We start from the raw sequence: 19,086 nt of genomic DNA, 5'->3' as shown, positions 1-19,086 counted from the left end.
GCGTCGCTCCATCACGTTGAGTGCGGCGTTGTCATGAAGATCACGCTCGACGAGATGTCCGCGTTCATCGCCATTGTGGACATGGGTTCGCTCACGCGCGCCGCCGAAAAGCTGCATCTGCCGACCTCGGCGCTGAGCCGTCAGTTGAGCCGTCTGGAGCGCAAGCTGGACACCACGCTGATGCGGCGCACGACGCGCAGCTTCGAACTGACCGACGAAGGGCGCTTCTTCCTCGAACAGTCGCGCACGATCATCGCGTCGGTCGAGCGCACGGAAGCGGAAACCATCTCGCGCCGCAGCCAGCTTGCGGGGCGCCTGCGCGTCAACGCCGCGACGCCTTTCATGCAGCATGTGATCGCGCCGCTGATGGCGGACTTTCACGCCGCCTATCCCGACATCGAACTGGAACTGAACAGCAGCGATGAGATCATCGACCTGATCGAGCATCGCACGGATATTGCGATTCGCATCGGGGCGCTGCGGGATTCGTCGCTGCATGCGCGCAAGCTCGGCGACAGCCGTCAGCGTCTGCTCGCGAGTCCCGCCTATCTGGCACGCGCGGGCTGGCCGGCCACGCCTGCGGAACTTGCGAACCACACGCTGCTCGGCTATTCGCAACTCGAAACGCTCAATCACTGGCCGCTCCGTCATGACGGCGCGGCAATCTACAAGGCGCGCCCGGCGCTGCGCGCATCGAGCGGCGAAACACTGCTCGCGCTCGCGATGGACGGCGTGGGCATTGCCTGTCTGAGCGACTACATGACCTGCGACGCACGCCGCACCGAGCGTCTGGTGCAAGTGCTGCCCGAGCTGACGCTGGAGTCGCTCCGGCCCATTCACGCGGTGTTCTATCGCAAGACGCGCTTGTCGGCGCGCATCACGGCGTTTCTGGATTTCGTCGCCGATCACCTCAGCGACCGGATGCACGTCGCGCCCATGGGCGTGATGGAGTGCCGCGAACCGGTGACGCCCTCCGGCTGACGTGCGGTTCTTGCGGCGCATGACGCACGCGGCTTCGTGCGCATTCCTTCAACCTTCATCGCCGGAGCGGGCGTGGACCATTCGTTGATTCTCGGCTTCGCGCTGGTTGCCATCGATGTCGCCGCCTGGTCCTGCGCGCTGCCGCGCAACGAAGTCACGCGCCTGCTCATCCGGCTGGTCATCTACTCGCTATTCAGCTTCGTGCTGTTCAGCTCCGGGCTCAGTCCGTTCTCGCAGGCGCCGCTGGCCGGGTCGATGACGTTGCACGTGCTCGGGCAGATTCTGGAAATCATCTGGTGGCTGACCGGCGCGCGCCTGCTCAGCATGGCGCTGGATACGCTGTTGCTGCCGAGGACATGGCGTCGCCAGCGGCTGTTCGAGGACGTGTTCGGCGCGGTGGTGTTTCTCGCGGCGAGTGTCGCGGCGCTCGGCTTCGTGCTGGAACTGCCGGTGCGCGGGCTCGTCGCGACCTCGGGGGCGCTGGCCATCGTGCTGGGCCTCGCCATCCAGAGCACGCTCAGCGATGTCTTCGCGGGCATCGTCATCAACAGCACGGAACCTTACGAAGTCGGGAACTGGGTGAGCATTGACGGCGTGGATGGCAAGGTGCTGGAGATGAACTGGCGCTCGACCAACCTGCTGACCGCGCTGGGCGACGTGGTCATCGTGCCGAACGCCGTGGCCGCCAAGGCGAAGATCGTCAACAGCAGCCGGCCGGTGGCGCTGCATGGCGTGCGCATCGTCATCGAGATCTCGCCCGAGGCGCGTCCGAAGATCGTGCTCGATGCACTGGATCGTGCGTTGAAGAGCGTCCGCGCGATCCTGCCCGATCCCGCGCCGTTCGCGATGGTCAAGAGCGTCACGCCGGTGTCGTTCCTGTACGAGGCCACGGCGTATGTGGATGACAGCGGCAAGAAGGTCGCGGTCATCAACGAGCTCTACGACCTGTGCTACCGGCATCTGGCGGCGGCGGGCGTCGAACTGCGCTCGCTCGGCGCGACGGCGCCAGCGGCAGCGGCGGCTGACGCGCGCGTGAACATCTTGCGGCGCTTCGAATTGTTCGCGCCGCTGGCCGCGGAGGAACTGGCGCAGCTCGCGCCGCGGCTCTCGCGTCACGCGTACGACGCGGGCGAAGTCGTCATGACGCCGGGGACGGTTCCGGACAGTCTCATCATCGTTGATAGCGGCGTGCTCAACGTGATGGCGCAGGAGGGCGCGGAGCAAGTGGGCGTTGGACGGCTGGGTCCGGGCGATGCCATCGGCGAGGCTGGGCTGCTTGCCGGGCGGGCCGCGCGTGTCACCGTCACGGCGTTGACGAACACGGCGGTGTACCGCTTGCAAAAGGACGATCTCACACCGGTCCTGAAGGCCAACCCGGAAGTCGCGAAGCTGATGTGCCGGCAACTGTCGCGCCGCCAGAAAGCACTCGATGCACTGGGCACGCCGACGCCGGCTGCGCACTCGGAGCAATCGATTTTCGAATGGCTGGTGGATGGCGTGCGCAAGCTCCACGACCTGAGATTCTGAAGCGTTGAACGCGAGCTATCGGTCCCGCACGAAACGGCAAAAAGCCGACGCTTCACGAAAGAGCGAACGCGCCTTCCCGAGTCAAAATGCGAGCGCCGTTACGGCTAACCGGAGAAGATGATGAATCAGGCAGCGATGGAATCGAAGGCAGGCACCGTATCCCGCAACCCTGCCAATGGCGAGTTGATCCGCACCTACGAGTACCAGACTCCGGCGGAGCTCGAACGCATGCTGGCCAACAACGCGGCGGCCAGCGCACGCTGGCGCGGCACGTCGATGAACGAGCGGGTCGAGTGTTACCGGCGTCTCGCTGCGATGCTGCGCAGCCGTGCCGAGCCGCTTGCGCTGCTGGCGACCAGCGAGATGGGCAAGGCGCTCAAGTCGGCGCGCGCGGAGATCGAGAAATGCGCGCTGTCGATGGAGTGGTTCGCGGAGCACGGCCCGGCCATTCTCGCCGACGAGCCCGTGAAAGTGGACGGCGACGATCAGGTTCATGTGTCGTTCCTGCCCATCGGCACGATCCTCGGCGTGATGCCATGGAACTTTCCCTTCTGGCAAGTGATGCGCGCGGCCGGCCCGATCATGCTGTCCGGCAACGGCTTCGTGCTGAAGCATGCGGCCAACGTCAAGGGCTGCGCCTACGCACTGGAAGACGTGTTCGAGGCGAGCGGCTTTCCGAAGCATGCGTTCACGAATCTCCACATCCGGAACGCGGACGTCGATGCCGTGATCGAAGACCCGCGCATTACCGCCGTCACGGTGACGGGCAGCATGCGGGCGGGGGCATCGGTGGCGTCGGTCGCGGGCCGGGCCATGAAGAAGAGCTTGCTGGAACTGGGCGGCGCGGACGCGTATATCGTGCTCGCCGATGCGAATCTGGAGAAGGCGGTTCAGGTGGGCGTCGAGGCGCGCTTTCAGAACGCGGGTCAGGTCTGTCTCGCGGCGAAGCGTTTCATTTTGGAGCGGTCCATCGCGCAGGAATTCACGGAACGATACGTGGAAGCAGCGCGTGCCGTGAAAGCCGGCGATCCGCTCGACGAGGCGACGACCATCGGTCCGATTGCGCGCGGCGACTTGCGCGATGGCGTCCACGATCAAGTCGAGCGTTCGATTGCAAGCGGCGCGAAGCTGTTGCTGGGCGGCAAGCCGATGCAAGGTCCAGGCTATTTCTACGAACCCACGGTGCTGGGCGACGTGACCCCGGGCATGGCCGCATTCGACGAGGAAGTGTTTGGCCCGGTGGCCGCGCTGACCGTGGCGGACGACCTGGAACAGGCGATTGCGCTGGCCAACAACTGCGAATACGGCTTGAGCGGCAATCTCTGGACCTCGGACTTGAAGAAGGCGAGTGAGATCGCGCGGCGCCTGGAGACCGGTGGCGTGTTCGTCAATGGCTTCAGTGCGTCGAATCCGCGCATACCGGTGGGCGGCGTGAAGAAGAGCGGCTATGGCCGCGAGTTATCGCACTTCGGTTTGCGCGAGTTCGTCAATGCGCAAGGCGTGTGGATCAAGAACGTCGGCTGAGCACGATTCCGGTGATGCGGTGCGGGTGGCCTAGCGTTCGTGCGTGACCTGCACCGTGCATTGCCATGCACTCGCCTTGCCGCTTGCGCCCGACTTGCCGCAGTCGCACTTGCCGAGCTTCAGCAGATGACCGTGCGCTTCTCCGGCCGTCGGCGACAGTGCATCGTTGCGGGCGAGCGAGCACGCCTCGATGCGGCTCGCGCCTTCGCCGTGATACGTCTTCATCGTGTAGGCGAAGGCGGAGTGGCTCGCGCATGCGCAGGCCAGTGTGAAAACACATAGCGCCGGGCGGAAAACAGGCGCCAAGCCGAGAGCGATTTTCATGGGTCTCTCCATCGATTCGGGACCCATGTTAGTCGAACACTTCAGGTACCCGCTTTCATGTTCCATCGATTCCACCAACGCACGATCCAGAAGGAGGCATCACAATGAAACCACGCATGAACCGGTACGCCGCTGTCGCGGCGGTGACGGCCCTGGCATGGCTTCTGCCGAACGTGTCGGTCGCGCAGACGTCCGGCGATGGCGCGCCCACCACCCAGGCGCAACGCAAGGAGATACGCAAGGAAGCCCGCGCGAAGCGCAATGCCGAACTGAAGAAGCTGGAAGCGGCGGGTTACGATCCGGCGCGCAACGACGACGCCAGCTATCCCGGCGACATCCAGCGCGCCGAGCGCAAGGCTGCACAGAGCCAATAGCGAATCATTTCGCGACGTGCATCTGACTCGATGCCCGTCGCGATCTCCCCTACCTTCGTATGACACAACACGCGACTTTTGCAGGTTTCGGGGAATTTGATGACGGCTTGCGCGGTATCTGTTGACATGATGACCGTGCGAGCCAACCGAACGTTCACCGCGCCGAACCTTTTGTGTGCAGGCGCTTGAACCCTGGTAGGAAGGCGCAGGAAGCGAGCGCGGACTAGAGTTCGATACACGGAGACGTGTTCAGGAAGCCGCTCATGAGACGCCTGAGAAGTTGCTGGTTCGATATCTGTTGCGTGGCCGCGATCCTGTGCGCGTCGCTCGGCGCGCTGCAACTCGCCGGCATGCTGAAGACGCATCCTCCGGCGACGATCACGGCGCTCGATCACGACTCACTGCTGCCGCTCGAAAGACTCTGGCTCGAAGAACATGCGGGCGTGTCCGCGCCGTCCCGCTGCGGCTCCGTCCGTGCATCGTGCAGTTGATTCTTCAAGCCTTCGCTGTAAAGCATCGGAGCACCATCATGAAGAACCCGCCTTTCCTCACGCACCAGCAGATCTACGATCACGCTTTCCGTCATCTCCTGTCGCAGGGACGCACCGCGCTGCTTCCGCATGGCGGCGGCGCGTATCGCAATCATCGCGGCGGGTGCCCGGTCGGCAGTCTCATCCGTGCGCGCGATTACGTCACCGCGATGGAAGGCATTCCCGTGCGCAACATCCTCAAGCCGCGCGGCGCCGTGCCGGTCTACATGGACGCCGGCGTCGAAGCGCTGAAACGCGCGCTGCTGCGCGCGGGCATCAATATCTTCGACGCGCGCACGGTCGAGTTGCTGTCATGTCTTCAGAACGTACACGACATCTTCCTGCAATGGGAGTGGCGCGACCGTCTCGCGTCGATCGCCCGGCAATTCGGCTTGGCAACCGATCATCTGGACGCCGCAACCGGCAAGCTGATGTAAAAACGCGCGCCGCCGTGGATGGACTGGTTGTCGGCACGGATGCGGCTGCCGTGCGCCTCGATGATCGAGCGGCAAATCGGCAGGCCCATGCCCATGCCGTTTTCCTTGGTCGTGAAGAAGCTTTCGAACAGGCTGTGCAGATGCGCGGCGTCGCCGCCGGGGCCGCTGTCCTCCACTGCGCAGATGAGCGTCGCGTCATCGTGCGCGCCGACGCGGATGGTGAGTTCGCGCCGCACGATGGACGCCAGCGGCTGCTTCAGTTCGTGCGCGATGGAAGCGGTCAGTTCGCCGAGCATCGAGATGCGGGCCGCGTGCGCGAAGTCCGCCTGCACGCGCTGGAGCATTTCCTGCGCGCGAATACGTTCCGTCAGATCTACCAGACTGATGACGCCGATGCCGACGTCGTCGCCGCGCCGCGGCCGCGCCACGGTGAAGAGCACGTCGATCCGCGCCGGCGTGAACGCATAAGGCGTCAGCGTGTTCTCCAGATACAGCACGCCGATCAGCTTCGCCTGCTTGATGAGCGGCAGGCACAGAATGGAGTGACATTCGCGCCGCCGCAGATAGTCGTCCATCGAGAACGGGCTTTGATGCCGGGCGTCGTCGAGCAGCAGGCTTTCGCCGGTGCGCGCGACATAGCGCAGGATCGACTCAGGCAGCACGGCGGGCAGCGCGCGCGTATGCGGGATGCGCACGTTCACCGTGTCGCGCACGGTGGTGCGCCTCGCGATTGCGAAAATTCTCGGGACAATTGCGGGTCCATAGCTCGAACTTCTCCAGCGTGCGGCGGACGGCAGGGCGACATTCGCTGAGGATGGCGTGAGCCCGCGAGCGGCACGCTGCGTTGCAGAGCTTCAAAGCGCGATGGCCTTGCGGACCAGCGCGAGAATCACGTGCGACTCCACCGGCTTTTCCAGATAGGCGTGGGCTCCGTTGGCGAGCACCAGGGCTTCGTCGTGCGGATTCGGGAAGCCCGTGATGAAGATGGTCGGCGGCGCGCGACCTTGCGAGATGAGCAATGCGTGCATCTCGATGCCAGTCATGCCGGACAGGGTGACGTCGGAGATCAGGCAGCCGGTCCGGCCGACCGCGTCCGAGGCGAGAAACGCATGCGCCGAGCCGAACGACATCACCGGCCAGCCCAGGGAGCGCAACAGGTTCTCGGTCGCCACCCGAACCGATTCGTCGTCTTCCACGATTGAAACGAGGGCGCTGTCGGTCACGGAGATCCCCGAGGTCACTCAGGGGCGGTCCGAGACGTCACGGCCCCCTGTGTTCTGACTGATGTCCTTCCAGAGTCAACCTAAACTTCGCAGGCGGGGCGTGACAACTTATACGTTGGTATAGGTGCGTTGCGGCGGAGGTCAGGCGGCGGGCGCCGCCGCCACCGTGTAGCGCAGCCAGACCGCGCCGCGTTCGAGTTGCTCCATGGACGTGAGCGTCAGGTAAGCCGGCGTGGTCCATTCGTTCATCGCGACTTCGAAGGACGCTGGATGCTCGCTGCGTCCGTCCACGAGCGGCACGATCAGCACGCTCACTTCGTCCACCAGGCGCTGGTTGACGAACGCGCCGCTCACCCGCGAGCCGCCTTCCACGATCAGCCGCTTCAGCCCCAGTTCGGACGAGAGGGTCTGGATCACGCCGGCCAGATCGATCTCGTCCTTGCCGCCGAACAGGTATGACACGCCGATCGACTGGAGCCAGGCCAGATAGTCGTCGCTGACGCCTTCGGTCAGCACTTCGATCACGTGCGAACCGAGCGCGGTATTGCTCTTCCATGCAACGCGGCCATGCGGGTCGATCGAGATCGCGTATTGCGTCGCCGCGCGTTCGACGAAGCGGTTCACGCGCGGCACGGGGCCTTTCGCGAGTCCTCTGGGGTAATCGTCGCCGTGGGAAACCTCCTGCATGGTCACGCGCCCGCATATCCACGCGTTGGCCTCGAAGCGCGCGGCGGTGTCTTCGTAGAGCTTGAAGACGAATTTCATCTGCCAGCCGTCGGTGAGACTGCGGCCGTCCAGCGAAGACATCATGTGTACGACGACATAGGGTTTCATGCTCGCGCGCTCCGTAGCAGGAAGGATGTTCAGAGCGAACGATAGACGATCCGTCTCAACGATGTTTTCCGCCCCGCACGCGTGGTGTTTGCCGGAACACACGCGCCGCCGACGCGCCTGTAAGCCTCACGTATCGTTGGCGTCCAGTGAACTGTACGGAGAACGAGATGCCGAGATCCTTCGAAACCCTGACCCTCGACGACGCGAAGACCATGTTGGCCGCGGGCGAAAAGCAGGCACGCAGTCTGGGGATTGCCTACAACCTCGCCGTCGTCGATGCGGGCGGCCATTTGCTCGCATTCGTGCGCCAGGACGGCGCGCTGCTGGGCAGCATCGATCTCGCGATCGACAAGGCCGTCACCGCGCGCATCTTCGACAAGAAGACTTCGGACCTGGCCGCGCTGGCCCAGTCGGGCAGGCCGCTGTTCGGGATCCAGCAGAGCAACGCGGGCAAGGTCGTCATCTTCGGCGGCGGCATTCCCGTGGTGTTTCGCGGGCAGATCATCGGCGCGGTGGGCACGAGCGCGGGCACCGTCGAGCAGGATATCGAGGTCGCCATGGCTGCCCTCTCCGCACTGGAGCAATGACGCTCCGCACGTTTCCCTTCTTCGATCCACTCAGCCTGAGGACACGCACATGAAAGCTGCACGCATGCACGAATACGGCAAGCCGCTCGTTCTGGAAGACATTCCGGTGCCCGACATCCGCGAAGACGAAGTGCTCGTGGAGGTCAAGGCCTGCGGGATGTGCCGCTCGGATGTCCAGCTCATCGACGGCTATTTCCGCAAGTACGCTGACATTCCCACGCCGATCACCCTCGGCCACGAGATCACGGGCGTCATCAGCAAGATCGGCCGCATCGTGCCCGCGGCGGCGGGACTGGAAGAAGGGGATCATGTCGTGGTCGCGCCCGGCTGGGGCGACGGGATCTGCCGCCATTGCCAGATTGGCAACACGCATATCTGCCCCAACGTGCGTTGGCCGGGCTTCGGTCCGGTGGGCGGTTTCGCCGAGTTCATTCCCGTCCCGGCGCGCTATCTGATCAAGGTGGACAAGCGCTTGTCGTTCGAGACCCTCGCGCCGTTGACCGACGCCGGCCTCACGCCGTATCGCGGCCTGAAGAAGCTGCGCGATGCCGGCGCGCTGGGCCCGGATCGTTTGATCGGCGTGTTTGGGGTCGGCGGGCTGGGCGGCTATGCGGTGCAGTACGCGAAGATCCTCGGCGCGGGCGCGCGGGTGATTGCGTTCGCACGCAATGCGGAGAAGCTCGCCATCGCGCGTGAATATGGCGCGGATTACATCGTCGATATCAAGGGCAAATCATCCGCTGATATCGGGCGCGAATTGCATCAGCTGGTGGGCCGCAATGACATCGACGCCGCCATGGACTGCGCCGGCGCACCCGAGATGGTGCAATTGGCCATGAGTCTCCTGTCGATCAGCGGCCACTATGCCGATGTGGGCCTGGTGGGCGATCGCATCGACATTCCGCTGTTTCCGCGTGTCTCGCGCGAGCAGACCTTGCACGGCTCGTTCTGGGGCAACAACACCGATCTCGGCGAAGTGATGGCGCTGGCCGCGCAGGACAAGATCCGTCACACGGTCAAGACCTTCGGCTTCGAGGAACTGAACGACTATCTCAACCGGCTGCGCGTCGGCGATGTGGTTGGCCGGGCCGTGATGAAGTTCTGAACGCACCCTTGGCCGCTTCTACTCCTCCTCGAAGATCTCCTCGATCCTGAGCCCGAACACGCGGGCGATAGCGAACGCGAGCGGCAGGCTCGGATCGTACCTGCCGTTCTCGATCGCGTTCACCGTCTGGCGCGACACGCCGAGCGCGCCGGCGAGGTCCGTCTGTGACCACTCGCGTTCGGCGCGCAGCGCACGGATGCAGTTCTTCATGACCGGCGCACCGGCTCAACGGTAGCGGCGCGCACTGAAGACGCTGCCCAGGATCCACAGCACGGCCATGACGGGCCACACGACGAACAGAGACAGCTTCGGAAAGCCGACGCCTTCGAGAAAGCCATAGCTGAAGGTGATGAGCGCCGTGCCCGCGAACGCGATGGCCAGCGCTTCGAGCTGGACGCGCCGGAACAGTTCGTCGACGCGCCGCAACTGCCGCACGACGACCCAGCAGATGAACGGGCCGGCGATCATCGGGCACAGCGCGACCGCAATGCGGGCCGTCTGGTTGTCGAGCGTGCCGGAGCGCAGCCACCCCACCGACGCTATCAGCAAGACCACATAGGCCAGCATGGCTGCGGTCATTTCCTTGCGATATCGGTTCATGCCGACGTCTCTCTGCGTGTAAAGGATGCTTTACAGCATAGCGAACCGTTTTGATCATGTAAAGCGTGCTTTACATGACCATGAGCGCGTTTGTTAGCCAACAGAACGATCGCGTAATTTATTCTTGCCGGTGTCGGCCGATGCTACGCTTGGCACTCAAAGTTACCGCAGCCGCCTGATCGTCAGCACCAATCGAAGCGAACAAAAATCAATCGGGGCCGCACATGTTGCGAAGGGTGGTGGAGCGCGTGAAACAGTTCCGGCGCAGCGAAGGCTTCAAGCATTCGCTGGCCACGCCGGTTCGTTTTTCGCTGCATGCGCGGCAGCGGCTGAATCGCAATGTGTTTGCGATCGAGATCAGGGAGACCTCGGGCTTTTTCTCCGTGATGCAGATGGTGCTGTTCATCCTCGTGCATTGCGAGGAGAAGCGGCTGACGCCTCAGGTCTCCGCGCGCGGCGGGCTGTATGGCGACGCGGAAGGCCGGATCGACTGGTTCGCGGCGCTCTTTGAGAACGTGCGCGCATCCGGCGGCGCGATGCCGCCGCGCCGGGTCCGGACTTCCGTGGTACGGGACCTGGAGCAACTGGGTTTCAGGCGACGTTACGAAAGCGCGCTGCGCCTGCGCAGTGCGAGCGAATTGTTCAATTCGTATTACCGGCCTGCGGCATCGATCCGCGAAGAAGTCGCGGCGGCGTGCGACACGCTCGATATTTCCACCGCCACCCTCGGCGTCCACTTCCGTGGCACGGACAAGAAGTTCGAAGCGTTCCTGGTGGCGTGGAGCGACTTCTGCCGGCTCGTCGAACGGACGCTCGCGCTGAATCCGCACCTGACGAATCTCTACGTGTCAAGCGACGAACAGGCTTTCATCGACTTCTTTCTCGCCTGGCCTTTCAAACGCCCGATCAGCGTGGCGCCTGCGCAGCTGCTCTCGAAAGGCGACGCCGCAATACATTTCAGCGGCTATCCGGGTCTTGCGATCGGCCGTGAAGCGCTCGTGTCGAGCCTGCTGCTGGCGCGTTGCGGGCACGTCGTGAAGACGCCGTCCTATTTGTCAGCGTGGTCGAAGATCTTTAATCCCGATCTGCCTGTCACTCTGGCCGTGCCGCCACGGCCCGATGCATTCTGGTTCCCCGACAGCCAGATCTGGATCGAACAGGAACAGGCCGTGGGCGGCAAGGCAGCCTGACGTTCAGCGCTCATGGAGTGCGCTGCGGCAGAAAGCGCCATGCCAGCAACAGCAAGGCGAGCGCGGCGGGAAGCCAGTTGATGTCGGTCGGTACGCTGTCGCGATGGGTATAGCGCCGGTCGGTTATGGCCGCGAACAGATCCTGCGGCACGCGCAGACGCCGGTAATCGAAGCCGATCTGCTGCGCCACCGACGCCAGATACTCGCCGCGCAACGCTGAAAGCTCCTCGTGACTTTGCGCGCTGACACCTGCGTTCGAATGGGTGGGCACCTGGATCACCTCGTCAGCCTGCCAATAGCCGACCCGCCGGCCATTGCGATCCGTGCGCGGAATGGGCGCGGGCTGATCGCCGCCGACGCCGATCAGCCATCCCTTTACTTGCCCGCGCGGCACGTCGTTGACGGGTTCATCGGGGAGAACGGGAGGCGCTTCCTGACCGTCGGTGATGAGCAGCACGCCGGTATCGTGGCCGACGCTCTTCGCCGTCCGCACGGCGGCGAACACGCCGCCTTCCGCGATGCGGCTCCAGTTGGTCCAGCGCATGTCGCCGCCGATGCCGTCGAGCGAAGCCTGCAATGCGTCGAAGTTGCCGCATACCTCGACGGGCGGCATGAGCAGCAGCGTGCCCTGTCCGGTGAAGATGCTCCAGCCGATGCGCGAGCCGCACGGCAGGCGTTCGAGCGTGTCGCGCATGGCCACGCGCGCGAACTCGAGCCGGCTCACGGGCGCATTGCCAATGCCGACGTCTTCGACATCCATGCTCTGCGTGATGTCGAAGGTGACGATGGTGCTGACGACGTTCCTCGGCAGCATCAGCGGCGGCATCCACACGGCGGCGGCGAGCAGCAGCGCGGCGGCGGCGAGCGCCCAGTTGCGTTGTCCGCGCGGCGCTCGCGCAGAGGCAAGGGCGACGGCGGCGTTCACGGCAGATCCTCGCTTTGCGCGCCGCGCAGTCTCACGGCGGATTGATGCTTGATGTCGAGTTCGTCCTCGTCGCCCGGCGTTTCGGGCGCGAGCCATAGCGCGCGTTCGAGGTTGTAGCGCGCGTCCCAGTCGCCGGGCGTGATGCGCAGCGCCGCGCGGTAACGGTCCTTGGCCTGTTCCAGCAACGGCAGCGAGCGGATGGGACCGGTGGCTTCGTTACCGGCGGCTTCGCGCAGATACAGGTTGCCGAGATTGAAGAGGGCGGCCGTCTGGAGCCGGCGATCGCCGGATTGCGCCGCGAGCGGATCGAGCAAGTGCTGGGCGTCATCGACGCGTCCGGCTTTGGCCAGCGCTGCCGCGTGCGCCAGCCTCACTTCGCCCGCTGCGCCCGGCGTGCCCGGTTTGTCGATCGTCACGTCATGCACGTCGCGCGTCACCGTCTGCGCATGCCGGAACACGCTCCAGTCGTACAAGGCCAGCCCCGCGAACGCGACGGCGACGGCCCCGAAGGCGAGATGGATCGCGCCGCGTCTCATGTCCAGCTCCGCACCTGAACGCCGCGCAGCGCCAGCAGCAGCGCGCTCGTCAGCAACGCGGCGGCGAAGCAGAACGCGCTGTCGTCCTGTCGCGGCAGCCGTTCGGAGAACGACAGCGGCGTGCTGTGCTGCTTGTCGATCGCGGCCATCGCGGCGGCCATGGCGGCGGCATCCTCGGCTTGATAGAGCCGGTAGGGCGTCGCGAGCCCCTGAAAAAAACGATGCAGCTCCGCTTCTTCCGAGCGGTCGTCGGCGGCTGCGGGCTTCGTGAGATCGGGGCTGTAGACGCCGCTGCGCAGATACACGAAGTACAGCGCGACGCGGTTGCGCGTCAGCCCGCTGCGGATTGCTTCGCGCGCGGCGGCGTCGAGATTGGCGCCGCCGTCCGAGACCAGCACGATGGCGCGGCGAGCGGCATACGCGCGTCCGTCGAACTGCTGGATCGCCGCGATCAGGCCGCGATCCAGCCGCGTATCCGGCATGCCGCGCCCGATGCCGGTGCCGTCGAGCGCCGCGTCGATGATGCGGTGATCGGCGGTGAACGGCACGGCGAGAATCGGACTGATGCCGAACATCATGAAGGCGAGGCGGTCGTCGGGCCGCACGGCGATGAAGTGTTCGAGCGCGTGGCGCGCCACGGCATTCTTCGATTGCCCGCTCGGCTCGCTGACCGGCGTCTTCGACATGACCGCGTCCATGCTTGCGCTCCGGTCCATCAGGATGAGGATTTCGGCGGCGCTGCTGGTGCGTATCGCCTGTACGTGCGAGCGCCCCGGACCTGCCAGCCCGATCACGATGGCCGCCATCGCCAGCAGCGCGCAAATGCGCCGGGCGTGATCGATGGCCGAGCCGAGCGGATCGCGCGGCAGCCAGTCGACGAACGAATAGGCAAACGATTCGGCGGGCCTTGGCAGCAACGGCAGGAGCGCGAGCGGCAGCAGGAGCAGCAGCCAGGGGCGGAGGAAGTCGACGGGCATCGCGTCAGCGCCTCTGTTCCGCGCGTTGTAGCGCCCGGGCGAGGTCGCGCAGGTCTTCGGCCGGCGCTGCGTCGGGCGTGAAGAAGCGCTGCTGCGAGCGCGCGTAGAAAAGCTCGATGCGCGGCCGCAGTGCTTCGAGATAGGGCGCACGGGCGAACAGCGCGGGCAAGGACGCGGTATGAACGACCTGAGCGGCGGCGGCATCGAATGCGCGGTGAAGGTGGACCCAGGGGGCGTCGCCGGTGGTGTCCATACGGCGTATCGCCCGCCACGCGCGCGCGAACGGCAGCGTTCTCGCGTCCTTGCGCGTGCGCCATGTCCACCATGCGGCCCACGCCAGTACCGTCAGCATCAGCAGTCCGAGCATCGCGATCATGCGGCGTTGCGCGGCCGGTCCATCCGTCGGCGTGACGATGCGGTCGGGTTGCAGCGCCGGAAGTGCGCCGTTGCGGAACGCATTGCGCGGCGTCAACGGCCCGACGCTGATCGGCCATGCAGCCACGTTCAGCGAGGCGCCATCGGCGGGCTTCAGTTCGAGCGCGGGCAAGCTGGTCTGCGTGAGCGTCTGCGCGACGTTGATGACCTGATACTCGATCACCATCCACGGCTGTCCCTGAGCGTCTTCCTCGATACGCGCCGGACGCCGTTCGAGCCACACGCCGACGCGCCCCGCCGAAGGCAGCGGCACGCCGTGGAGCGCATGTCCGTCGGAGGACAGCAGCACGCGCTGCGTCAGCACGTCGCCGAGCAGGTAGCCGAACGCACGCGGCTGCGCGACGGTGGCCGTCATCGCCGGTTCGGCGCGGGCGAGGATCGCGCACAGCAGCAATGCAGCCGCGCCGATCGCGCCTATGCCGCGGCTCATGCCGTCGTTTCCAGGAAGTAACGCGAGAGCGCCTCGGCATCGAAGGCACCCTCGATGAAGAACGGAGTCGCACCGCGCTTGCGCAACACGCCGCTCAACTCCGCGCGGCGCTTCGCCACGTTGTCGCGCCACTGCTGCGCCATCGCAGGCCGCAGCCACAGCGCACGGCGTCGGCCATCCTCGATGTCGCGAACCTGAAGAAATCGCCCGTTGGCCGGCGGCTCGGTTTCGGCGGTGTCCCAGACGACCATCGGCACGAGGCGCGCATGGACCAGACGATCGAGCGCGGCGTCGAGCACTTCCAGCGGCCAGTGAAAATCCGACACCAGGAACACCAGACCGCGCCGCCCCGCCAGACGTTCGAGCGCACGCACAAGCCCCGTCGCCGGGTTTGCCGGGATCGCGGATACGGAACAGGTGCGCAGCCGTTGCCCCATTTCATCGCCGACACCCCGGCCATGGCGCGCCGGCATGAACAGGTCTTCGCGCACGTCGTGGTCGAAGCCGAGCAGGCCGACCTGATCGCCCGCCCGGAACGCGCTGTAGCACAGCGCCTCGACGAACTCGGCGGCGAGATCGAGCTTCGGCCGCTGCGCGCCGAAGCGCATCGAAGCGGAGACATCGACCAGCACTTGCACCGGCACCGCGACGCGCTGCAAATGCAGCCGCACCAGCCATTGCGGCGGCACCGCGCGCTGGCTGGCGCGCAAGTCGAGCCGGCGTGGATCGGGATGATCGAACAACCGCGCGTGCATCGCGAACTCCTGTCCCGCGCCGAAGCTCGTGCCCGGATGCGAACCGGGCCGGAAGCCGCTCGCGCGCCCGGGCAGCCGGTAGTGGAATTCGACGGGATCCTTCATGACCCGGCGTTCAGTTCAGGGAACCGCGATCGTGCGCACGATCATCGCGGTCAATGCATCGGCGAGTTCCTGCCGGCGCATTTCATAGACGGGCGTGAAGAAAACCCGGTGACCGAGCGCGGGCAGCAGCACCGCATGAACGTCTTCGGGCAGCGCATGCAGACGTCCTTCGAGCCACGCGCGCACGCGCACCGCACGCACCAGCGCGCTCATGCCGCGCGGACTCGCGCCCGCGAGAATCAGCCGGTCCATGTCGACGTCGGGCAGCTCGATGCCGTAGCGGCGCGGCGTTTCGGTCGCCTGCCAGATATCGAGCACATAGCGTTCGATGCGCGGACTCAGCGTGACGCTGCGCTGGATCGCCGCGCCGATGACATTGAGCCGCGTCGCGTCGATCACCGCGCGTGGCACGCTTTCCATCAGGGCATCGACGTCATGGAACTTCGGCTCGAAGACCAGCGCGCGGCGCACGTCGTCGTCCTGCGGCGTCGGCATGTTGAGTTCGAAGAGAAAGCGGTCCCGCGCCGCCGACGCCAGCTCGAAGGTCTCGTCCTTCTCCACCTTGTTGCGATCCGCGAACACGGTCAGGTGCGGAAAGCGATAGTCGCGGCCGAAGGCGGACACCGTGCGCTCGGCCATCGCGCGCAGCAGCAGCGACTGCACTTGCGGACGCGAGCGGTTGATCTCGTTGAAGAAGAACGTGCTGAGCCCTTCGCCGTGACGCAGCAAGGGACCGGGTTCGATGCGCGGCTTGCCGTCGGCATCGACGAAGGTGTGATAGATGAGGTCGCCCGGCATCAGGTCGATGGTGCCTTCCACGCGCTCGAAGTCGCCTCCGGTGGCGCGGGCAAAGGCGCGCAACAAGGTGGTCTTGCCGACGCCCACGCCGCCTTCCAGCAGCACGTGGCCCCGCGCATAGAGCGCGATGTTGATCAGATGCGAGATCGCTTCCTGCCCGACGACGGCGTTCGCGACCGCGGCCTCCATGTTGCGGGCTTCGCCGCGCCAGTCTTCGAGTTCGGTTTCGGATGCCATGAAGTCGCGCTGTGCTGTGCTTCGAATGTAGGGGTCTCGATGACGCCGGCGTCAGGGAATGCATAAGACATGCCCACGCGGGAAGGCCGCCTTGAGCGCGGCGTGAGGGAGCACAGTGTCCTTGCGCAATGACAGTGTGTCGCGGACAAAGCGGTTCAGCGCAAGCCCGCCTCTTCGAGCAGCCAGGCCTTGAACGCGAGCAGCGGCGCCTGGTCGCCGCCGCCCTTGCGATGCACCAGGAAGTAAGCGAGTTCGCAGCTCTGCACCGTATCGAATGGCTTGACGAGGCGGCCTTCGGCGAGATCGCGCTCGACCAGCGTCGTCCTGCCGAGCGCGACGCCATTGCCGGACATCGCCGTTTGCAGCGCCATCGCGGAGTCGTTGAGTTGCAGGCCGCGCCGCGTGTCCACGCCGTCGCGGCAACCGGCATGCAGCAGCCATGAACGCCAGGTGGGGAAGACGCCGAAGCCGCTCATCGACGTATCGTGAATCAGCGCGTGATGGTGCAGGTCGAGCGGCGACTTCAGCGCGTGAGGTCCGTGCAGCAGCGTGGGACTGCACACCGGAAAGAACTCGTCGCGCAGCAGGAAGGTGGCGTCGAGACCGGGCCATACGCCCGCGCCGTAGCGGATGCCGGCATCGATGCGCTCGGCGGTGAAGTCCGTCAGGCGTCCGCTCGTGTCGATGCGTAGATCGTAATAAGGATGCCGGCGCTGGAAGCGTTCGACCCGCCACAGCAGCCACTTGTCCGCGAAGGCGGGCGGCACGGTCACCGTGAAGACGATGCGCGACTTGCTGGCCTTGAGCGCTTCCATCGCGTTGGAAAGCAGATCGAAGCCGCCTTGCAGATCGGGCAGGGCGTCGCGGGCGGCGTCGGTCAGCGTGAGTCGTGAAGCACCCGATGTCGAGCGATGAAACAGTTCGACATCGAGCGTGCCTTCGAGCCCGCGAATCAGTTGGCCTACCGCCGCGGGCGTCACGTTGAGTTCGTTGGCCGCGGCGGTGTAGCTCAGATGCCGCGCGACCGCTTCGAAGGCTCGCAGCGCGTTCAGGTTGCCGGGCGCTCGCATGATGGCTCCTGCATGCGGAAGATGCGCTCAATCTACCGAAATGCGCCGCGCCCGGCCAGAGCGCGAAGCGAGTTGTCAGAACTGCGTCAGGCCGCCGTCAACTACCATCTCCGTGCCGGTCACGAAGGCGGCGTCGTCGCTGGCGAGGAACAGCGCGGCTTGAGCCACTTCCCGCGCTTCGCCGAAGCGCTTCAGCGGCACGGCGGCTTGAATGCCTTCCCCGGCGGCGGCAAGTTCTTTCTCCGACAGACCGAGCTTGCCGTGAAAGGGCGTGGCGATCGGGCCCGGGCTGACGGCATTGACGCGAATGCCGCGCGGCGCGAGTTCGGCGCCGGCCGAACGGACCAGCGAGCGCAAGGCCGCTTTCGTCGCCGCGAGCACCGACAAACCCGGCGTGCCGGTTTCATTCAGGAACGACGTGGTGACGACGATCGCGCCGCCCTTCGGCATGTGCGGCACGGCTTTCTGAATGGTGAAGAACGCGCCGTTGAAGTTCAGCGCGAATTGCTCGCTGATCTGTTCGGGCGTCACGGCTTCGAGCGGCGCGGCGGTGGCGGCGCCCGCGTTGGCGTACACGATGTCGATGCGTCCATGCGTTTCCACGATCTCGACGATCGCCCGGTCAAGCTGAGCCGGATCGCGCAGGTCGACGTTGAGCGTCATCGCGGAGTCGCCGAGGAGCCGGGCGGCTTCATCGAGACGGCCCGGGTGCGTGCCCGTCACGATGACCTTCGCGCCTTCCTGCTGAAACAGCTTCGCGGCTTCCAGACCGATACCCGAGGTTCCGCCCGTGATCAGTGCAACCTTGTCGTTGAGCTTCATGACCGACTCCTTCGATAGTGGTGAGGTGAAGGGCTTCGCTGTGTTGCGTTGCCCGTGACTTCACTATCGACGAACGGTCCGTCCCCGACAAACGAGATGATCTGTGCGGGCGGAGAAGAAAAACTACGTTGGCTTCACGCGGCCTGCGGCGGAATGAAATCCGGCGATGCCGAAAGCTCGTCTTCGGCCACCGCTGCGAAGGTCTGCTCCGCCGCGCGCGCCGCGGCCTTGCGCGTCTTGCCCGCGCGCGATGGCGGCTGGCACGCGCCGCACACGACGCCATGCTGCAAGTCGTGCTTGTGCGCGATGTACTTTCCCGTGCAGCGGCAGCAGGGCGTCAGTTGCAGCATCTCGGCTTCGAAGAAGCGCACCAGGGTCCATGCGCGGGTGAGATCGAGCACCGGTTCGGTGTCGGTGCGCGCGCAATGTTCGAGATACAGGCGATAACCTTTGGTGAGGGCGTCGAGGTGCGAGCACTTCGCATCGTTCTTGAGGAACTGGTAGGTATTGAAGAACAGCGACGCGTGAATATTGGGCAGCCAGGGCATATACCAGTCCGCCGAGAAAGGCAGCATGCCCTTGGGCGGCGATGCGCCCCGCACTTCGCGATACAGCCGGATCAAACGGTCGCGCGACAGCTTGAGTTCGCTTTCGAGCACCTGCATGCGCGCGCCCAGTTGAATCAGCGCGATGGCGCGAAACACTTCCTGGGCGTCCTCGGTCACGGTTTTCTTCGCTGGCGTATTCATGGAGTCCCCGC

Annotated in this window: 24 protein-coding genes; 9 read left to right on the top strand and 15 right to left on the bottom strand. The window is 65.4% G+C overall.

Features of this window, described 5'->3' with window-relative positions; all coding sequences use genetic code 11:
* Positions 1–33: 33 nt before the first annotated feature.
* The 3 genes from QCE63_RS24560 (at position 34) to QCE63_RS24550 (ending at position 4,032) form a co-directional block, all read left to right on the top strand.
* Positions 34–981 carry a LysR family transcriptional regulator gene (locus QCE63_RS24560; RefSeq protein WP_309836637.1) on the top strand — a complete coding sequence of 316 codons (948 nt, stop codon included), beginning with the start codon at positions 34–36 and terminating at the stop codon, positions 979–981.
* Between the two features lie 72 nt (positions 982–1,053).
* The gene (locus QCE63_RS24555) at positions 1,054–2,508 is read left to right on the top strand and encodes a mechanosensitive ion channel family protein (protein ID WP_309836636.1); all 1,455 of its coding nucleotides are present in this window, start codon (positions 1,054–1,056) and stop codon (positions 2,506–2,508) included.
* A 120-nt stretch (positions 2,509–2,628) separates the two neighbouring features.
* Positions 2,629–4,032 carry an NAD-dependent succinate-semialdehyde dehydrogenase gene (locus QCE63_RS24550; RefSeq protein WP_309836634.1) on the top strand — a complete coding sequence of 468 codons (1,404 nt, stop codon included), beginning with the start codon at positions 2,629–2,631 and terminating at the stop codon, positions 4,030–4,032.
* Positions 4,033–4,062: 30 nt separating this feature from the next.
* On the opposite strand, the gene QCE63_RS24545 is transcribed toward QCE63_RS24550, so the two are convergent.
* On the bottom strand, positions 4,063–4,356 hold the full coding sequence (locus QCE63_RS24545; RefSeq protein ID WP_309836633.1) for a hypothetical protein: 294 nt from the start codon (positions 4,354–4,356) through the stop codon (positions 4,063–4,065).
* A 104-nt stretch (positions 4,357–4,460) separates the two neighbouring features.
* On the opposite strand from QCE63_RS24545, the gene QCE63_RS24540 reads away from it, so the two are divergent.
* The 3 genes from QCE63_RS24540 (at position 4,461) to QCE63_RS24530 (ending at position 5,697) form a co-directional block, all read left to right on the top strand.
* Positions 4,461–4,730 carry a DUF4148 domain-containing protein gene (locus QCE63_RS24540; protein ID WP_309836631.1) on the top strand — a complete coding sequence of 90 codons (270 nt, stop codon included), beginning with the start codon at positions 4,461–4,463 and terminating at the stop codon, positions 4,728–4,730.
* Between the two features lie 263 nt (positions 4,731–4,993).
* Positions 4,994–5,221, top strand: a complete 228-nt coding sequence (locus QCE63_RS24535) for a hypothetical protein (protein WP_309836630.1) — start codon at positions 4,994–4,996, stop codon at positions 5,219–5,221.
* A 38-nt stretch (positions 5,222–5,259) separates the two neighbouring features.
* Entirely contained in the window at positions 5,260–5,697 is a 438-nt protein-coding gene (locus QCE63_RS24530; protein ID WP_309836629.1) for a hypothetical protein, read from the top strand.
* On the opposite strand, the gene QCE63_RS24525 is transcribed toward QCE63_RS24530, so the two are convergent.
* The 3 genes from QCE63_RS24525 to QCE63_RS24515 all read right to left on the bottom strand — a co-directional run bounded on the left by QCE63_RS24525 (position 5,664) and on the right by QCE63_RS24515 (position 7,754).
* Positions 5,664–6,410 (bottom strand): ATP-binding protein, encoded by a 747-nt coding sequence (locus tag QCE63_RS24525; protein WP_309836628.1) that lies wholly within the window; start codon positions 6,408–6,410, stop codon positions 5,664–5,666. The genes QCE63_RS24530 and QCE63_RS24525 overlap by 34 nt on opposite strands.
* Positions 6,411–6,551: 141 nt before the next feature.
* Entirely contained in the window at positions 6,552–6,920 is a 369-nt protein-coding gene (locus QCE63_RS24520; RefSeq protein ID WP_309836627.1) for a response regulator, read from the bottom strand.
* Between the two features lie 141 nt (positions 6,921–7,061).
* Positions 7,062–7,754, bottom strand: a complete 693-nt coding sequence (locus tag QCE63_RS24515; RefSeq protein WP_309836626.1) for a dihydrofolate reductase family protein — start codon at positions 7,752–7,754, stop codon at positions 7,062–7,064.
* A gap of 167 nt (positions 7,755–7,921) precedes the next feature.
* Between QCE63_RS24515 and QCE63_RS24510 the strand changes: the two genes are divergently transcribed.
* Together QCE63_RS24510 and QCE63_RS24505 are read left to right on the top strand one after the other, a co-directional pair.
* Positions 7,922–8,341 (top strand): heme-binding protein, encoded by a 420-nt coding sequence (locus QCE63_RS24510; protein ID WP_309836624.1) that lies wholly within the window; start codon positions 7,922–7,924, stop codon positions 8,339–8,341.
* Between the two features lie 49 nt (positions 8,342–8,390).
* Positions 8,391–9,446 (top strand): NAD(P)-dependent alcohol dehydrogenase, encoded by a 1,056-nt coding sequence (locus tag QCE63_RS24505; protein WP_309836623.1) that lies wholly within the window; start codon positions 8,391–8,393, stop codon positions 9,444–9,446.
* A gap of 18 nt (positions 9,447–9,464) precedes the next feature.
* On the opposite strand, the gene QCE63_RS24500 is transcribed toward QCE63_RS24505, so the two are convergent.
* Together QCE63_RS24500 and QCE63_RS24495 are read right to left on the bottom strand one after the other, a co-directional pair.
* On the bottom strand, positions 9,465–9,656 hold the full coding sequence (locus QCE63_RS24500) for a helix-turn-helix transcriptional regulator (RefSeq protein ID WP_309836621.1): 192 nt from the start codon (positions 9,654–9,656) through the stop codon (positions 9,465–9,467).
* 15 nt (positions 9,657–9,671) lie between these two features.
* On the bottom strand, positions 9,672–10,046 hold the full coding sequence (locus tag QCE63_RS24495; protein ID WP_309836619.1) for a hypothetical protein: 375 nt from the start codon (positions 10,044–10,046) through the stop codon (positions 9,672–9,674).
* A 224-nt stretch (positions 10,047–10,270) separates the two neighbouring features.
* Here QCE63_RS24495 and QCE63_RS24490 point away from each other — a divergent pair, with 224 nt between their 5' ends.
* On the top strand, positions 10,271–11,236 hold the full coding sequence (locus QCE63_RS24490) for a hypothetical protein (protein WP_309836617.1): 966 nt from the start codon (positions 10,271–10,273) through the stop codon (positions 11,234–11,236).
* A 10-nt stretch (positions 11,237–11,246) separates the two neighbouring features.
* Here the strand turns inward: QCE63_RS24490 and QCE63_RS24485 are convergent, their stop codons facing one another.
* From QCE63_RS24485 to flhC, 9 genes are all read right to left on the bottom strand, one after another.
* Positions 11,247–12,062 (bottom strand): MxaL protein, encoded by an 816-nt coding sequence (locus QCE63_RS24485; RefSeq protein ID WP_309837325.1) that lies wholly within the window; start codon positions 12,060–12,062, stop codon positions 11,247–11,249.
* A gap of 95 nt (positions 12,063–12,157) precedes the next feature.
* A complete protein-coding gene (locus QCE63_RS24480) occupies positions 12,158–12,697 on the bottom strand; it encodes an MxaL protein (RefSeq protein WP_309836615.1) in 540 nt (179 codons plus the stop codon).
* The gene (locus QCE63_RS24475; RefSeq protein WP_309836613.1) at positions 12,694–13,674 is read right to left on the bottom strand and encodes a vWA domain-containing protein; all 981 of its coding nucleotides are present in this window, start codon (positions 13,672–13,674) and stop codon (positions 12,694–12,696) included. The genes QCE63_RS24480 and QCE63_RS24475 overlap by 4 nt, the downstream gene beginning before the upstream one ends.
* Before the next feature lie 4 nt (positions 13,675–13,678).
* Positions 13,679–14,539, bottom strand: coding sequence for a hypothetical protein (locus QCE63_RS24470; RefSeq protein ID WP_309836612.1), 861 nt, complete (start codon positions 14,537–14,539; stop codon positions 13,679–13,681).
* Positions 14,536–15,399 carry a VWA domain-containing protein gene (locus QCE63_RS24465; protein WP_309836611.1) on the bottom strand — a complete coding sequence of 288 codons (864 nt, stop codon included), beginning with the start codon at positions 15,397–15,399 and terminating at the stop codon, positions 14,536–14,538. The genes QCE63_RS24470 and QCE63_RS24465 overlap by 4 nt, the downstream gene beginning before the upstream one ends.
* A gap of 15 nt (positions 15,400–15,414) precedes the next feature.
* Positions 15,415–16,434, bottom strand: a complete 1,020-nt coding sequence (locus QCE63_RS24460; protein WP_309836610.1) for a MoxR family ATPase — start codon at positions 16,432–16,434, stop codon at positions 15,415–15,417.
* A 155-nt stretch (positions 16,435–16,589) separates the two neighbouring features.
* Positions 16,590–17,504 carry a LysR substrate-binding domain-containing protein gene (locus QCE63_RS24455; protein ID WP_309836608.1) on the bottom strand — a complete coding sequence of 305 codons (915 nt, stop codon included), beginning with the start codon at positions 17,502–17,504 and terminating at the stop codon, positions 16,590–16,592.
* 75 nt (positions 17,505–17,579) lie between these two features.
* Positions 17,580–18,326, bottom strand: coding sequence for an SDR family oxidoreductase (locus QCE63_RS24450; RefSeq protein ID WP_309836607.1), 747 nt, complete (start codon positions 18,324–18,326; stop codon positions 17,580–17,582).
* Between the two features lie 134 nt (positions 18,327–18,460).
* The gene (gene flhC / locus QCE63_RS24445; protein ID WP_309836606.1) at positions 18,461–19,075 is read right to left on the bottom strand and encodes a flagellar transcriptional regulator FlhC; all 615 of its coding nucleotides are present in this window, start codon (positions 19,073–19,075) and stop codon (positions 18,461–18,463) included.
* Between the last annotated feature and the right edge of the window lie 11 nt (positions 19,076–19,086).

This window comes from Caballeronia sp. LZ065, assembly GCF_031450975.1.
Lineage (GTDB): Bacteria > Pseudomonadota > Gammaproteobacteria > Burkholderiales > Burkholderiaceae > Caballeronia.
This window is presented reverse-complemented; position numbering and strand designations above follow the sequence as displayed.

Coding starts and splice junctions, on each gene's coding strand:
- QCE63_RS24515 (WP_309836626.1), bottom strand. CDS start 7,754: ATGAAACCCTATGTCGTCGTACACATGATGTCTTCGCTGGACGGCCGC.
- QCE63_RS24500 (WP_309836621.1), bottom strand. CDS start 9,656: ATGAAGAACTGCATCCGTGCGCTGCGCGCCGAACGCGAGTGGTCACAG.
- QCE63_RS24505 (WP_309836623.1), top strand. CDS start 8,391: ATGAAAGCTGCACGCATGCACGAATACGGCAAGCCGCTCGTTCTGGAA.
- QCE63_RS24450 (WP_309836607.1), bottom strand. CDS start 18,326: ATGAAGCTCAACGACAAGGTTGCACTGATCACGGGCGGAACCTCGGGT.
- QCE63_RS24530 (WP_309836629.1), top strand. CDS start 5,260: ATGAAGAACCCGCCTTTCCTCACGCACCAGCAGATCTACGATCACGCT.
- QCE63_RS24465 (WP_309836611.1), bottom strand. CDS start 15,399: ATGAAGGATCCCGTCGAATTCCACTACCGGCTGCCCGGGCGCGCGAGC.
- QCE63_RS24495 (WP_309836619.1), bottom strand. CDS start 10,046: ATGAACCGATATCGCAAGGAAATGACCGCAGCCATGCTGGCCTATGTG.
- QCE63_RS24540 (WP_309836631.1), top strand. CDS start 4,461: ATGAAACCACGCATGAACCGGTACGCCGCTGTCGCGGCGGTGACGGCC.
- QCE63_RS24480 (WP_309836615.1), bottom strand. CDS start 12,697: ATGAGACGCGGCGCGATCCATCTCGCCTTCGGGGCCGTCGCCGTCGCG.
- QCE63_RS24560 (WP_309836637.1), top strand. CDS start 34: ATGAAGATCACGCTCGACGAGATGTCCGCGTTCATCGCCATTGTGGAC.
- QCE63_RS24545 (WP_309836633.1), bottom strand. CDS start 4,356: ATGAAAATCGCTCTCGGCTTGGCGCCTGTTTTCCGCCCGGCGCTATGT.
- QCE63_RS24455 (WP_309836608.1), bottom strand. CDS start 17,504: ATGCGAGCGCCCGGCAACCTGAACGCGCTGCGAGCCTTCGAAGCGGTC.
- QCE63_RS24550 (WP_309836634.1), top strand. CDS start 2,629: ATGAATCAGGCAGCGATGGAATCGAAGGCAGGCACCGTATCCCGCAAC.
- QCE63_RS24475 (WP_309836613.1), bottom strand. CDS start 13,674: ATGCCCGTCGACTTCCTCCGCCCCTGGCTGCTGCTCCTGCTGCCGCTC.
- QCE63_RS24460 (WP_309836610.1), bottom strand. CDS start 16,434: ATGGCATCCGAAACCGAACTCGAAGACTGGCGCGGCGAAGCCCGCAAC.
- QCE63_RS24510 (WP_309836624.1), top strand. CDS start 7,922: ATGCCGAGATCCTTCGAAACCCTGACCCTCGACGACGCGAAGACCATG.
- QCE63_RS24535 (WP_309836630.1), top strand. CDS start 4,994: ATGAGACGCCTGAGAAGTTGCTGGTTCGATATCTGTTGCGTGGCCGCG.
- QCE63_RS24485 (WP_309837325.1), bottom strand. CDS start 12,062: ATGCCGCCGCTGATGCTGCCGAGGAACGTCGTCAGCACCATCGTCACC.
- QCE63_RS24490 (WP_309836617.1), top strand. CDS start 10,271: ATGTTGCGAAGGGTGGTGGAGCGCGTGAAACAGTTCCGGCGCAGCGAA.
- QCE63_RS24470 (WP_309836612.1), bottom strand. CDS start 14,539: ATGAGCCGCGGCATAGGCGCGATCGGCGCGGCTGCATTGCTGCTGTGC.
- flhC (WP_309836606.1), bottom strand. CDS start 19,075: ATGAATACGCCAGCGAAGAAAACCGTGACCGAGGACGCCCAGGAAGTG.